Genomic DNA, 15,662 nt, shown 5'->3' with positions numbered 1-15,662 from the left:
CAGGGGGTTCTATTTTGAAAATCACGATTTAAAGGCAATAAAGTCAATGGAATTAAGGAAATTTATTTAGTCCTAAAACGTTTAGGACAGGATTGGTTTATAATTAAACAAATGGCAATCTTTTAAGTGCCAAATCAATACTTTTTCTGTTTACTTTTGCATAAAATAATTATAGTATGTCAATAGAGGTAAAGAACATTTCAAAAAGTTATGGCGTTCAAAAAGCATTGGATGACATATCATTTTCGATAAACAAAGGTGAGATCGTTGGTTTTTTAGGTCCTAATGGTGCTGGAAAATCTACTTTAATGAAAATATTAACTACCTATATCAATGCTGATACGGGTTCAGCACTTGTAAATGGACATGATGTAAATGATGATCAAAAAGCCGTTCAACGCTCTATTGGTTATTTACCAGAACACAATCCACTTTATTTAGATTTATACGTACGGGAATATTTAGCGTTTAACGCTGATGTTTATAAAGTAGAAAAATCTCGAATTGAAGAAGTAATTCAACTGACTGGCTTGACAACTGAAAGTCATAAAAAAATAGGACAACTATCAAAAGGCTATCGCCAGCGTGTAGGACTCGCTAATGCTTTATTGCATAATCCTGATGTTTTAATTCTCGATGAACCAACCACTGGCCTTGATCCCAACCAATTAATTGAAATACGAAATGTGATCAAAAATGCAGGGAAAGATAAAACTGTTTTTCTTTCAACTCACATTATGCAAGAAGTTGAAGCCATTTGCGACCGCGTAATTATCATCAATAATGGTAAAATTGTTGCCGATAAAAAATTAGATAAATTAATTTCTGCTGATAAAGAACAAGTTATAGAAGTAGAATTTGATTATAAAATTGAAGAACAGGTAATTGCTAAAATGGAAAATCTTACCTCTTATAAAAACACTCATGATATGATTTGGGAATTAACATTCATTGCTGATAAAGATATGCGTCCGGTAGTTTTTGATTTTGCTACAGCTAATGGTTTAAAAACACTACAACTGAATCAAAAAAATAAAAATCTTGAAGCTGTCTTTAGAGAAATTACTAAAAACTAATCAATAGGAACAATTTGCTGAAATGATTTAAAAAAACATCATCTCATACAGATTTATTCTCAAGTCTAAATTTAGATAGTCCTGATCGGAGTCGAAAGCTTACTAGTAGGCAGGCTTCAACTCCATTAAGCGAGACAAAATACTACCTAAATTTATTCTAGCTGCCTCACTTCCTAGGCTTGCCTATAAATTTCTATTTTTTCTTTTGATAGCCGTTGCTGCAACCACATGACTAATTTTACTTTAGCTTCTTTAGAAAGTTCTTTTTTACTTTTATAGATCATAATAGGAACAACTTTAGCATTGTCGGTATTTTCATCAAAGACGTGGTTTGAAATTGATAGATTCTCAATTTCAGGAAAAATAATTTTAGCCTCAGCTAAAATAGCAGCGTTATTGTACGTATTGGTTTTTATTTGTTTTCCTAAGTTAGCAATGATCACATCCTTTTTATTTAAAATTGATTTTTCAAAATTAATTTGATTTGAAATGTATTTCTTGATGTCTGTTGTATCTTGTCTTATCTTTAGTTGCGTATTTTCGATTCCGTAAGTCTTTAATCTTTGATTTAGTATTTTCAACTCATTATTAGTTGTTTTCTTAGTTAAAAAAACTAATTCAATTTTCTTAGGCTTAACATTTGTTACAATTTTTTTATACAGTATCGTATATCCTTTATTGGTAAATTCATCGCTAATATAACGTTCGATTTTTTGATTGAATTTTTTTTCTTCTATCAATAAATATGCAAAATAAATACTGGGAATAATCATCACCAAGATCAATGAAGTCATAGCGTACTTAACCTTTTTTGCATGCTGTTCATCAACTTGCTTAATAGGTTTGTATTTTAAATATTTGACTATTAAAAAGGTTGCAATACAGATAAAAACACAATTAATAGAGTATAGATAAATAGCACCAAAAAAATAACTAAAATTACCCACTGCTAATCCATAACCTGCTGTACAAAGTGGTGGCATCAAAGCTGTAGCAATGGCCACACCGGGAATGGGATTTCCCTTTTCAACTCTTGTAATTGCAATTACACCAACTAAACCTCCAAAAAAAGCGATAAAAATATCGTAAATATTTGGAGAAGTTCTAGACAGTATTTCTGATTGTGTTTCTTTAAATGGACTTAGATAAAAATAAAATGTTGAAACTGACAATCCCACTATTGTTGCAATTAGCAGGTTTTTTAAAGCTCTTTTAAGTAAATCAAAATCGTAAATTCCTAAACCAAATCCCGCGCCTACAATAGGTCCCATCAATGGAGAAATTAGCATCGCTCCAATAACTACAGCTGTTGAATTGACATTCAAACCTATCGACGCAACAACAATTGCACAAGCCAAAATCCAAAGATTAGAACCTCTAAATGAAATATTAGCTTTGACATTTTCTAATACTTTATGTCTATCCTCTTCTCCAGAATTAAGATTTATAAAACCTATAATTTTGTTTACCGTTTCTCTCATCAACTTAATTTTAATTCATTAAGAATCAGACCTAAATAGATTTGCCCGTTTTGGCTGATTAATAAAGCAAATCTAATGTTATTTTTCCTTAATAATTACAATGACCGCCGCTGCTTAGCAGATATTAAATATAAATAATAAAGCGTTTTTTTTATATATCCAATTTAATTAATACGAAAAAGAACGTAACTGCTTACTAAATTTTAACAATTATGATGTGATTATAAAAATTTAAAATACTGAAGAATGTGTACAAAGTACATTCCCTTTTTATAAATGAAAAGAGCTCGTTAAATATGATATAACGAGGCAGATAGAAGGATGTCTACCAGAACATTAAAAAAGTTGACTCGCAATTTGTTTTATATTCTCCGATTTTCCCATTGAATAATAATGCAAAACGGGAACTCCAGCGGCTTTTAGTTCTAAAGACTGTTGAATGGCCCATTCAATCCCGACTTGCTTAATTGCTACATTATCTTTGCAATCATCTACCGCTTGTATCAAATCCTCAGGTAAGTCAATACGAAAAATTTGAGGTAGTACTTGTAAATGACGTTGCACAGCCAAAGGTTTTATTCCGGGAATTATAGGCACTGTTATTCCCATTTCTCTTGCTTTAGCAACAAATTGAAAATATTTTTCATTGTCAAAAAACATTTGTGTCACCACATAGTCAGCTCCAGCATCTACTTTTTCTTTTAAGCGTTTTAAATCTGAAAGTAATGATGGCGATTCTAAATGTTTCTCTGGATAACCCGCAACTCCAATACAAAAATCAGATCTATTGTCAACATGAATTACATCATGTAAATACTTCCCTTCGTTCAATAATTTTATCTGCTGTACCAAATCTATGGCGTGACAGTTCCCACCCATTTTTGGCACAAAGGATTGCTCCTCTTTCATTGCATCACCTCGCAAAGCCATCACATTATTGATTCCTAAATAATGACAATCAACCAATAGATATTCTGTTTCCTCTTTTGTAAAACCACCGCAAAGTACGTGTGGAACAGTATCTACATTGTATTTGTGCTTTATTGAGGCACAAATTCCCAAGGTTCCAGGACGCATTCTTGTTAGCTTTTTGTCTAATAATCCATTGCCTTTATCAACATAAATAAATTCTTCACGAGAAGTAGTTACATCTATAAATGGCGGTTTAAATTCCATTAACGGATCTATATTGTCGTATAATTCTTGAATACTTTTGCCTTTTTGAGGTGGAATAATTTCAAATGAAAATAATGTTTCTCCTTTTGCCTCTTCTATATGTTGTGTTACTTTCATTATAAGTCTTAATGTTTGAATCTCTAAGTCTAAAGCCATGTCTTTTGGACTTTATGACTTTAGACTTTAGGACTATATTTTTAATCTGCTATATTTGGACTTAACCACTTTGTTGCTACGTCACTTGGAATACTTCGTCTCTTAGCATAATCAATGACTTGGTCCTCTTTTATTTTTCCGAGTCCAAAATACTTACTCTCAGGATTTCCAAAATAATATCCTGAAACAGCAGAAGCGGGCCACATCGCCATACTTTCGGTTAAAACAACGCCTATTTCTTTTTCGACATTGAGTAGTTTCCAAATTGTTGGTTTTTCTAAATGATCTGGACAAGCTGGATAGCCCGGCGCGGGACGAATACCCTTATAGGTTTCAGCAATCATATCTTCAGTGCTCAATGCTTCGTCAGCTGAATAGCCCCAAATTTCCTTTCGTATTTTTTCGTGAAGGTATTCTGCAAAAGCTTCGGCCAAACGATCGGCCATTGCTTTTACCATGATAGCATTATAATCATCTAAATCTTTTACAAATTCTTCAGCCCATTCATCAACACCAAAACCAGTTGTTACACAAAAACAACCCATATAATCGGTAATTCCACTGTCTTTTGGCGCAATAAAATCAGCTAAAGCAATGTTTGGCGCTCCTTTCGTTTTTTGAGATTGTTGACGCAAACTCAAAAATATCTCTAATGCTTTTCCCTTTTCATTTCTGATTTCAATGTCATCATCATTGACTTGATTCGCCGGAAAAATACCGTAAATACCTTTTGCGGTCAATTTCTTTTCTTTCAAAATTACTTTTAGCATGGTCTTGGCATCAGCAAAAACAGCAGTTGCTTGTTCGCCAACCACCTCATCGGTAAGAATCGCGGGGTATTTGCCGTATAATTCCCAAGTTCTAAAAAATGGAGTCCAATCGATATAGGGAACTAAGACATCAATTTCGACTTCAATTACTTTTACACCGATAAAATTCGGCTTCTTTGGAGTGTAATTATCCCAATCTAATTGCAATTTATTTTTTCGAGCCTGTTCAATAGTCAAGAAATTTTTATCGCGAGATCTGTTTAAAAAGGTCTCTCTAAAAGCATCATATTCCTCGCGAATAGATGCCATATATATTTTCTTATCATTATTTAATAAACTTCCAGCAACCGTCACGGCTCTCGAAGCATCATTAACGTGAATAACTGTTTGCCTATATTGTGGGGCAATTTTTACGGCAGTATGTGCTCTAGAAGTAGTCGCTCCACCAATCATAATTGGAATTTTGATATCTCGTTTATCGAGTTCTTTAGCTAGATATACCATTTCATCAAGTGATGGAGTTATTAATCCGCTTAAACCAATAATATCTACATTGTGTTCTATGGCGGCTGCAATAATTTTTTCAGGAGCCACCATCACACCTAAATCTACAATCTCATAATTATTACACGCTAAAACCACCGAAACAATATTTTTCCCAATATCGTGTACATCTCCTTTTACTGTAGCCATCAATATTTTTCCATTCCCTCGCTTATCGCCAACTTCCTTCGAAGCTTCAATGTAAGGAAGTAAATAAGCCACTGCTTTTTTCATTACACGAGCTGATTTTACCACCTGTGGCAAAAACATTTTACCAGATCCAAATAAATCACCAACGACATTCATTCCGGCCATTAAGTTGATCTCGATAACTTCAATAGGTTTTGTAGCTGCTAATCGCGCTTCCTCAACATCTTCCTCTATGAATTGATCCACACCTTTTACAAGGGAATGCGTAATTCTTTCTTGTACAGTTCCGGATCGCCATTCTTGAATTGCTTTCTCATTACCCTTTACATCACCTTTTACATTTTCAGCAAAATCCAACAAGCGCTCTGTTGCATCATCGCGTCTGTTTAAAATTACGTCTTCAACGCGTTCTAAAAGTTCCTTTGGAATTTCATCATAAATAGAAAGCATTTCTGGATTTACAATTCCCATAGTCATTCCGTTTTGAATGGCATGATATAAGAATACGGAATGCATTGCTTCACGAACTGTATCGTTTCCTCTAAATGAAAACGAAACATTACTTACACCCCCACTAATATGGGCATGAGGCAAGTTTTCGCGAACCCATTTGGTTCCTCTAAAGAAATCTAAAGCATTCAGGCGGTGTTCATCCATACCCGTTGCTACTGGAAATATATTCAAATCGAAAATAATGTCTTGAGCAGGGAAACCAACTTTATCCACTAATATATCATACGAACGCTGACAAATTTCTACTCGGCGATCGTAATTATCTGCCTGTCCTACCTCATCAAAAGCCATCACAATTACTGCAGCTCCGTAACGCTTAATCAATTTAGCATGATGAATAAAAGCCTCTTCCCCTTCTTTCAAAGAAATAGAATTTACTACACTTTTACCTTGTACTACCTTCAAACCGGCTTCGATAATCTCCCATTTCGAGCTATCGATCATGATAGGTACTCGAGAAATATCAGGTTCAGCAGCAATCAGGTTCAAGAATTTTGTCATTGCATACACGCCATCAAGCATCCCTTCATCCATATTAATATCGATGATTTGGGCGCCACCTTCTACTTGCTCTTTTGCAATACTAAGTGCTTCTTCGTATTTCTCTTCCTTGATTAATCGGAGGAATTTTCTAGAACCCGTTACATTGGTGCGTTCACCAATATTTACAAAAACACTGTCAGGGGTAATGATCAGCGGTTCTAATCCTGATAATACAAGGTTTTTTCTCGTTTCTTTTTTTACCATTTTATCTTGAGTTCCTAAGTTCCTACGTTGCATAGGTTCTAAGTTATTTTATCCTATCATTTGCTTTTTTCAAAGCACCTTTTCAATTTTTTTGGCGTGACCCAAAAGGGTCGGGCTATTCGTTCCCGCTCTTTTTATTGAATTGCTTAGGGTTTAAACCCTAAGCAATTCAATAAAAAGGAGCTCCACTGCTATCCCTCACGCAGCTTTATTCTTCGAGTCCTTGCGAGGAACGAAGCGATCTTATTTTATTCTTGTCATTTCGACATTCTTGTCATTCTGACGAAGGAAGAATCTCCGTTATGTGAGCCACTTTATGTGATTGCTTCGCCTGTTCGCTAACACTCGAGTCTTCGTTTCTCAGAACGATAAAAGCAACTTTTTAATTCCTCTTTATGAGCACATGCGAGACGCTTGCGCTGGCGGTTGGTAAGAACATCGTGCTCAAATCAACTTACAAATCTAACAACTGATATCCTTTGTCAAAGTTTAAAACTTTGACAAAGGGTGCACAGATTGTCACCATTTTACATCACCGCCGTTGAAACTCTCGGTTTATAATCCTTGGCACTTTCAGCAATCAACTTAATGTGTGCTGGAGTTGTTCCACAGCATCCGCCTATTATATTTACTAAGTTGTCGTCAAGATATTCCTTGATAAAGGCTTGCATTTGCTCTGGTGTTTCATCGTATTCTCCAAAAGCGTTTGGTAATCCTGCATTAGGATGCGCTGAAACATTAAATGAGGTATTATGGGACAAAGTTTGCAAATAGGGTTTTAATAAATCGGCACCAAGAGCACAATTAAAACCAACACTTAATAACGGAATATGTGAAATTGAAACTAAGAAAGCTTCCACCGTTTGCCCTGAAAGTGTTCTTCCTGATGCATCGGTAATAGTACCTGAAACCATTATTGGAATATCAATATTGCGTTCGTCTTTGACTTCTTCGATAGCAAAAAGTGCTGCTTTAGCATTCAAAGTATCAAAAATCGTTTCGACTAATAATAAATCGCAACCGCCATCCATTAATGCCTCTACTTGTTGTTTGTATGCCTTACGCAAATCATCAAAAGTTACGGCTCTATATCCTGGATCATTCACATCAGGTGACATACTTGCCGTTCTGTTTGTTGGGCCTACTGAACCCGCTACAAAACGAGGTTTGTCAAGATTTTTAGCTGTGAACTCATCGGCTACTTCACGAGCAATTTTTGCTGATTCATAGTTCATTTCATAAACGAATGCTTCCAGATGATAATCAGCCATGCCAATTGTGGTACTTGAGAAAGTATTGGTTTCTATAATATCTGCTCCTGCTTCAAAATAGGCAGCGTGAATTGCTTTTATAGCTTGTGGCTGTGTTAGTGACAACAGGTCATTATTCCCTTTAAGAGAATATGGAAAATCCTTGAAACGTTCTCCACGAAAATCTTCTTCGGAAAAATTGTAGCGTTGCAACATGGTTCCCATGGCACCATCTAAAACGAGAATTCTTTCTTTTATGGCTTTTTGAATATTTGACATATTTTTTTATTTCTATTCAATCTCGAAGCTTCAAGATTTACACTTTTGATTAATAATTACAAAAGTTCACTATAAAAGCTATTTAGCCCTGATGGAAGCGGCATCCTTTTTTATTTAATTCCTTTAGGGTTTTAAACCATGAAGGAATTAAATAAAAAAGATATAGCGTACAGCAGGAACAATACTGGCTGAAAAAGCACCAATAATTCGCTCTAAAAAGATATTAAAATGTTGTCAGGAAAAGTTTTTGAGAAATACTGTGGAAGTATTCTTGTGTTATCTATCCACGCATAGCGAGGTAGAATGTAGCACCTTCTTTATAAGATAAAGGGTTGCTAAGGTTTCATCGGGTCTTTCCCTCCGCCTTTCGTGATAACTTTCAATAAATATAGGAACGGTGCAAAGTAAATACAAAGCGCTAATACTTGCAAGTATTAGCGCTATATTTTTTAACTAGTTTGTTATAAGTTGTTAAACTATTGCTTTAACAACTGCTTTTGGCGCTTCTTTGCGTGTTCCGTCAAAGCCGTCTACACCACTAACGGTTGTATATTTTAAAACATACTTCTTACCAGGATTAATGATTTGGTAAGCTGCTTGACACATTAATGTAGCTTCGTGGAAACCACATAGTATTAATTTTAGCTTTCCAGGGTAGGTGTTTACATCACCGATGGCAAAAATTCCTGGAATATTGGTTTGATAATCTAATGCATTATTTACTTTAATCGCATTTTTTTCTATTTCTAATCCCCAATCACCAATAGGACCCAGTTTTGGCGTTAGTCCAAAAAGCGGAATGAAATAATCAGTCGCAATTGTTCTTTGAGCACCATTTTCGTCAAGTACAACTGATTCAATATGTTCCGCTCCATTAATACCAATTACTTCTGCCGGAGTAATTAATCTAATTTTTCCAGCATTTTTTAATTCTTGTACTTTATCAACAGAATCTAATGCACCTCTAAATTCATTTCTTCTGTGAACCAAAGTTACTTCGGAAGCGATGTTAGAAAGGAAAATACTCCAGTCCAAAGCTGAATCTCCACCTCCTGCGATGACTACCTTTTTATCTCTAAATTTTTCAGGATTTTTAATAAAGTATTTAATTCCTTTATCTTCATAGAAATTAATTCCATCAATTAAAGGTTTTCTAGGTTCAAAACTTCCTAGTCCACCCGCAATTGCAATAACTGAAGCATGAAATTGTTTTCCTTTATTTGAAGTAACTATAAAGCTACCATCTTCTTGTTTATCGATAGTTTCAGCACGTTCTCCTAATGTAAATCCTGGTTCAAATTGCTTAATTTGCTCCATCAAATTATCAACTAAATCTCCCGCTAATACCTCTGGAAAACCTGGAATATCATAGATAGGTTTTTTAGGATATAACTCCGATAATTGTCCTCCTGCTTGTGGCAAAGCATCTAAAATATGACATTTTAATTTTAATAAACCTGCTTCAAAAACTGCAAATAAGCCAGTTGGACCAGCTCCTATTATGAGAATATCTGTTTTAATCATTTTTTATTAATTAAGTTCCCTAACCACCAAAGAGGGCTTAAGGAAAGTGTTTTATATTTGATACAAAGAAAATCTACTTTTTTTTATTTTTTGATGACAAATATCAGCATTATCTGTTTTAAAAAAAATACAAAGTTATTATTAAGATTTATTACAATTTAGATCTTTTTGATAACTAATGTCTTTACCCTATTTTTCAGCTGTTACTGATTTTTTAAGGTTTCTGTGATTTCATTCATTTTTTGCACTTTTTCTTCAAAATTTCCTTTCAAAGTTCTACGATATTCGTTGAGGTTTTCTACCATCTTACTGATATCTTCTGGGATGACTTCCTCAAAAAACTCTCGCAATCTTTTGGCCGTTGTTGGTGATTTACCGTTAGTTGAAATCGCAATTTTCACATTGCCTTTGGTTACAATTCCCCCTAAATAATAGTCGCATAATGGTGGTGTATCTGCAATGTTGCATAACAAGAATCTTTTTCTGCACAAATCGTAAATCTTTTTATTAACTTTTAAATCGTCAGTACAAGCTATAACGAGATTGCGTTTACGAAGCATCCAGCGATTGAATTTTTTATTTGTCAGTTTTACTGATAAATGGCTTGCCGCCAAAGTTTGTAATTCAGGTAAAAACCTCGGTGCTACTACCTCAACAATTGCATTTGGACTGGATTTTAATAAGAACGATAACTTTTCTAAACCTACGTTCCCTCCACCCACAATTAGTGTATTGAGATTTTGAAGTTTTAAAAATATAGGATATAGCTCATTCCTTTCCATAAACTAGCACTTTATTGTGTTGTGATTTCAATTCGTTATAAAAAATATTTCTTTTCTTACTATCGCCTACAACTTCTCCAATAACGATTATCGCTGGCGAACCCAAATTATTCTCAGCTACTATTTTTTGGATGTTATTTACGGTTCCAATTCCTATTTTTTCTTGTGGTGTTGTTCCATTTTGAATAATTGCAACGGGCATTTCTCCTTTAGATTCTTTTTGAAACAAAGCCACAATTTCAGCTAGTTTGCTCATTCCCATCAATATTACGACTGTTGCAGTTGATTGCGCTGCTAGCGCGATATCATTAGATAATTTTCTTGCGGAAGTTGTGCCTGTAATTACCCAAAAACTCTCTGAAACACCTCTCTTTGTTAGTGAAATTCCTTGTGATGCCGGAACCGCAATCGAGGATGAAATTCCTGGAACAACGACAGTCGGAATTCCGAAACTTTCTGCGAATTCTATTTCTTCTATTCCTCTTCCGAAGATAAATGGATCTCCTCCTTTCAACCGAACCACATGTCCATAGGTCAAAGCATTATCAATAATTAATTGATTTATTTCGTCTTGAGTGTAAGCATGACAACCTTTTCTTTTTCCAACAAATATTTTAAGTGCTTTTTTAGGAGCAAAAGAAAGTAGTTCTTCGTTTGCCAAAGCATCGTACAAAACCACATCTGCTTCTGCCAATGCTTTTGCCCCTTTAATTGTCAGTAAATCAGGATCTCCTGGTCCCGCACCCACTAATGTAATTCGAGAATTTATTTTATTTTTCATTTACAAGGTCTTTTGCTCTGAACATTTCAATAGTTTCGAAAAAATTGACTGCTTCCTCGATATATTTTTTGGCAAAAGCCTCAGAAGGTTCATTTTGATTTATTTGGAATACTAACTGTTTTAAACTAGATGGTAATGGAATTTTATTTGTTGCCACAAAAACGGTATCAAATAAATCGATTATTCCAGCTTGGTGATTTGTTTTTTGGTTTTCTGAAAGCAGTAATGCCTTAGCACCATTTACAAAACCAGCATAAGCATGATAAATCGCATCAGCATAATTTTCATCTTCGAAAGCTTCCCTAGCGAAAGTCAATTTGTCTTTAGCTTCAAATAATAAGGTGGCGACCAAATCAATTATAACGCCGGCACACTCTCCTACACCTACTGCTTTTACATAATTATCTGCATTGCCCCAATCAATGAAATCAGCTTCAGTAAGATTCGTTAAATCGGCTAATGGTTTTAAAAGTTCATAGAAATATTTCTCTCCTTTGTGATCATAATAATTTAGGAATGATAATCCGTTTGCATTAGCCTCAAAATCATCCAATATAAAACGCAATGCGTTAGGACCTCTTCGGCTTGGGATTTTGATAACCTTATCTGAAAATCTTCCTGATCCGTTTCCTAAATTTCCACCGCCGAGTAATACTTGAAGTGCTGGTGCAACAAGTTTTCCGGCATTGATAGACATTCCTTGAAAACCAATTTCGGCCATATTATGCTGGCCACAAGCATTCATACAACCACTAATTTTGATCGTGATTTCGCGATTATTACTGTATTGTGGATATTCTGCCGCTAACACTCTTTCAAGTTCGACTGCAATTCCAGTACTACTTGCAATCCCTAGATTACAAGTATCTGTTCCCGGGCACGCTGTGACGTCTGAAATTGTATTGTATCCCAAGTTTACAAAATCTAATTTGGTTAATTCTTGATAGAAAAATGGCAAATTTTCTGCTTTCACGTGGCGAATCAATATATCTTGTCTCAACGTGAAACGCAGTTCATTGGCTGCATAATTTTTAATTAAGTCCGCTAATAATCGTGCTTTATCGGTATAAAAATCACCTAATAAAACTTTGATTCCAATTGATACATAACCCGCTTGTTTTTGGGCGGTGACATTAGATTTTTTCCAAGCCTCGAAAGCAGCTGTGTCCTCAACAACTACAATTGGAACTTCTAATAATGGTTCTGGGATAGCGACTTCAAAAGCCGCTGTGTCAATTTCAACTGTTTGATGAGATAATGCTAATTTTTCCTCGTCAACTAATTTTAAAAATTCATCACGTCCAATATCTTTAATTAAGAATTTCATCCGTGCTTTCAAGCGTTTGGCTCTTTCGCCAAAGCGATCAAATATTCTTAAAACTCCTTCAGTAGTAGGGATAATTTGGTTTACTGGGATAAAATCTGACATCAACTCCGCGTGACTCGGTTGAGAACCTAATCCGCCGCCAAGCATTACTTTAAAACCTTTTTCACCATTTACAATCTTTGGAATGAAACCTAAATCATGCAAATAACTCAACGCGGTATCTTTATCAGAAGACGAAAATGAAATTTTAAATTTGCGTCCCATTTCTTGACAAATGGGATTCCTCAAGAAAAACTGAAACATAGCGTGTGCGTAAGGCGAAACGTCAAACGGTTCGTCTACATCAATTCCCGCAGTTTCACTCGCCGTAATATTTCTAACGGTATTGCCGCAAGCTTCGCGAAGGGTAACATCATTTTTCTCTAATTCAGCCCAAAGTTGGGGTGTTTTATCTAAACTCACATAGTGAATTTGGATATCCTGACGCGTCGTGATGTGCAAACGTCCTGTTGAATACTCATCGGAAACTTTTGTAATACGCAGTAATTGCTCGCTTGTAACTTTGCCAAAGGGCAATTTGATACGAATCATTTGTACGCCTTCCTGACGTTGACCGTAAACTCCTCGAGCTAGTCGCAGGCTTCTAAAACGTTCATCATCAATTTTTCCATCACGGAATAATGCTATTTTTCGCTCTAAATCGATTATGTCTTTTTGGACAATTGGATCTTCTATCTCGGTTCTAAAACTTTGCATGTTTTTAAGGCTTTTGGCTATTAGCTGTTGGCTATTAGCTGTTAGGTTGAATAGTTTTAATTATTTGGCGAAAAGCCAATTGTGAAAAGCTAAAGGCTTAAATAATAAACCCTACTCCTGCAGTTGTATTTGTTGCGGTATCTATTAAGATAAAAGCCCCGTTCGATTTATTATCATTGTATGTATCATAATAAATTGCTTTACTCAACTTGATGCTTACTTCGCCTATTTCATTAATTGCTAATTGATTTGCTGGAATAGTACCCGAATAATCAGTTGCTATAACATTTTTCACAGTTTCTATTTTTGCTAAAAGCCTGTTCGTATTATGCTGAATTAAATATTTTGCACCAGCAACTAGCTTTTTATTGTCCATCCAGCAAATTGTGATGTTAATATCATTTTCAATTATAGGAAGTTCATCTGCTTTTACAATCATATCGCCTCGCGTCACATTGATATCATTTTCTAATTCGATAATGATAGAAGATCCTGCTGAAGCCTCATCAAATTGTTTATCGAAAAAATGAATTTTAGCTATTTTAGAATTTGTTAACGATGGCAAAACAGTAACCGCATCACCCACTTTAATATTGTTACCATATAATTTTCCAGCATATCCTCTAAAATCGTGATAATTTTCCGTCTTTGGTCTAATAACTGTTTGTACTGGGAAACGGGCTTTCCCTTTTTCGTAAAGATCCGCTGGCTCAAGCGCTTCCAGATGTTCTAAAACCGTTAGCCCAGTATACCAATTCATGTTTTCTGATTTATCAACCACATTTCCGCCATTGATTGCGCTTAAAGGAATATAGCTTACTGTTTGTTCTTTAAAAGTACTTTTAGCATTTAGGGCTTGAAAATCTGCTTTAATCTTATTAAAGACTTCCTCAGAATAATCTACTAAATCCATTTTATTAATCGCAACAATTACTTCTTTCACTCGCAATAGGTTATTAATAAAAAAGTGACGATAGGTTTGTTCAATAACTCCTTTACGCGCATCAATCAAAATAATTGAAACCTGTGAAGTCGAAGCTCCAGTAACCATATTTCGAGTATATTCAACGTGTCCTGGCGTGTCAGCGATGATGTAACTTTTCTTGGCTGTTGAAAAATAGATATGTGCCACATCAATAGTTATTCCTTGCTCTCGCTCAGCTACTAATCCATCAGTAGCCAACGAAAAATCAAGATAATCGTATCCTTTTTGTTTACTGCTTTTTTCTATTGCTTCGATTTTATCTGTCGTTAATGATTGCGTATCATACAATAATCGACCAATCAAAGTACTTTTTCCATCATCTACACTTCCTGCTGTTGCTATTTTTAAAACTTCCATTTTTTTAAGTATTAAGGTTTACGTATTAAGTATTAAGATCGTAAGTTCAATAATTTACTCCTTGTGTTTTACTCCTTAAAAATAACCTTGTTGTTTTCTTTTTTCCATCGCTGATTCCGAGCGTTTATCATCGATTCTGGCACCACGTTCTGAAATCGTGGAGGTTCTAATTTCACCAACCACTTCTTGAATTGTTGTAGCATAGGAATCGACTGCCGCAGTACAGCTCATGTCGCCTACGGTTCTAAAACGAACAATTCTTTCTTGAATTTCCTCATTTTCTTCTTTGTAAACGAAAGGAGAATGCGACCAAATCAGGCCGTCTCTCATAAACACTTTGCGTTTATGTGAAAAATAAATAGAAGGAATTTCAATTTGCTCTTGTTCGATATAGCTCCAAACATCCAATTCCGTCCAGTTTGAAATTGGAAAAACACGAACGTTTTGCCCATTTTCAATTTTTCCATTCAAAATATCAAATAATTCGGGTCTCTGGTTTTTTTCATCCCATTGACCAAAATCATCCCTTACTGAAAATATCCTTTCTTTAGCTCTTGCTTTTTCTTCGTCACGACGCGCACCACCGATACAAGCATCAAACTTAAATTCTTCAATAGCATCCAAAAGTGTAGTAGTTTGCAAACTGTTTCTGCTCGAATATTTCCCTGATTCTTCTATTACTTTACCTTGGTCAATAGCGTCTTGAACATTTCGAACGATTAATTCCAATCCTAATTCCTTCACCAGTCGGTCTCTGAACTCAATTGTTTCAGGAAAATTATGGCCTGTATCCACATGTAATAAGGGAAATGGAATTTTAGCTGGGAAAAATGCCTTTTGAGCTAATCGCACTAATGTTATCGAATCTTTTCCACCTGAAAAAAGCAAAACTGGTTTATTAAATTGAGAAATAACTTCTCTTAAAATGTATATTGCTTCGCTTTCTAATGCGTTTGTTTTTAATAATGTGCTCATTATTTTACGGTGATTTGGTTAACTGCTTATTTGG

Annotated in this window: 11 protein-coding genes and 1 riboswitch; of the genes, 1 reads left to right on the top strand and 10 read right to left on the bottom strand. The window is 35.0% G+C overall.

Annotated elements, in window-relative coordinates; all coding sequences use genetic code 11:
• Positions 1-176 precede the first annotated feature (176 nt).
• Positions 177-1,076, top strand: a complete 900-nt coding sequence (gene gldA / locus RCH18_RS03805) for a gliding motility-associated ABC transporter ATP-binding subunit GldA (protein WP_326935440.1) — start codon at positions 177-179, stop codon at positions 1,074-1,076.
• A 173-nt stretch (positions 1,077-1,249) separates the two neighbouring features.
• Here the strand turns inward: gldA and RCH18_RS03800 are convergent, their stop codons facing one another.
• From RCH18_RS03800 to cysD, 10 genes are all read right to left on the bottom strand, one after another.
• Positions 1,250-2,557 (bottom strand): TIGR00341 family protein, encoded by a 1,308-nt coding sequence (locus RCH18_RS03800; RefSeq protein WP_326935439.1) that lies wholly within the window; start codon positions 2,555-2,557, stop codon positions 1,250-1,252.
• 336 nt (positions 2,558-2,893) lie between these two features.
• The gene (metF, locus tag RCH18_RS03795) at positions 2,894-3,850 is read right to left on the bottom strand and encodes a methylenetetrahydrofolate reductase [NAD(P)H] (RefSeq protein WP_326935444.1); all 957 of its coding nucleotides are present in this window, start codon (positions 3,848-3,850) and stop codon (positions 2,894-2,896) included.
• Positions 3,851-3,930: 80 nt separating this feature from the next.
• Positions 3,931-6,645: a methionine synthase gene (gene metH / locus RCH18_RS03790; RefSeq protein ID WP_442788140.1), complete on the bottom strand. Its 2,715-nt coding sequence runs from the start codon at positions 6,643-6,645 to the stop codon at positions 3,931-3,933.
• A gap of 494 nt (positions 6,646-7,139) precedes the next feature.
• A complete protein-coding gene (locus tag RCH18_RS03785) occupies positions 7,140-8,141 on the bottom strand; it encodes a homocysteine S-methyltransferase family protein (protein WP_326935438.1) in 1,002 nt (333 codons plus the stop codon).
• A 273-nt stretch (positions 8,142-8,414) separates the two neighbouring features.
• A riboswitch (SAM riboswitch) is annotated at positions 8,415-8,520 on the bottom strand.
• 92 nt (positions 8,521-8,612) lie between these two features.
• Positions 8,613-9,665, bottom strand: a complete 1,053-nt coding sequence (locus RCH18_RS03780; RefSeq protein WP_326935437.1) for an NAD(P)/FAD-dependent oxidoreductase — start codon at positions 9,663-9,665, stop codon at positions 8,613-8,615.
• A gap of 203 nt (positions 9,666-9,868) precedes the next feature.
• The gene (locus RCH18_RS03775) at positions 9,869-10,447 is read right to left on the bottom strand and encodes a precorrin-2 dehydrogenase/sirohydrochlorin ferrochelatase family protein (RefSeq protein WP_326935436.1); all 579 of its coding nucleotides are present in this window, start codon (positions 10,445-10,447) and stop codon (positions 9,869-9,871) included.
• A complete protein-coding gene (cobA, locus tag RCH18_RS03770; RefSeq protein ID WP_326935435.1) occupies positions 10,434-11,228 on the bottom strand; it encodes a uroporphyrinogen-III C-methyltransferase in 795 nt (264 codons plus the stop codon). Before cobA ends, RCH18_RS03775 begins: the two co-directional genes overlap by 14 nt.
• Positions 11,218-13,311 (bottom strand): HEPN domain-containing protein, encoded by a 2,094-nt coding sequence (locus tag RCH18_RS03765; RefSeq protein WP_326935434.1) that lies wholly within the window; start codon positions 13,309-13,311, stop codon positions 11,218-11,220. The genes cobA and RCH18_RS03765 overlap by 11 nt, the downstream gene beginning before the upstream one ends.
• Before the next feature lie 97 nt (positions 13,312-13,408).
• On the bottom strand, positions 13,409-14,653 hold the full coding sequence (locus tag RCH18_RS03760) for a sulfate adenylyltransferase subunit 1 (protein ID WP_326935433.1): 1,245 nt from the start codon (positions 14,651-14,653) through the stop codon (positions 13,409-13,411).
• Between the two features lie 75 nt (positions 14,654-14,728).
• Positions 14,729-15,628 carry a sulfate adenylyltransferase subunit CysD gene (gene cysD, locus RCH18_RS03755; RefSeq protein ID WP_326935432.1) on the bottom strand — a complete coding sequence of 300 codons (900 nt, stop codon included), beginning with the start codon at positions 15,626-15,628 and terminating at the stop codon, positions 14,729-14,731.
• Positions 15,629-15,662 lie beyond the last annotated feature (34 nt).

The sequence above is a fragment of the Flavobacterium sp. PL11 genome (assembly GCF_035985025.1).
Taxonomy (GTDB): domain Bacteria; phylum Bacteroidota; class Bacteroidia; order Flavobacteriales; family Flavobacteriaceae; genus Flavobacterium.
Note: the sequence above shows the minus strand (reverse complement) of the source record. Positions and strands in the feature narration are given on the sequence as shown.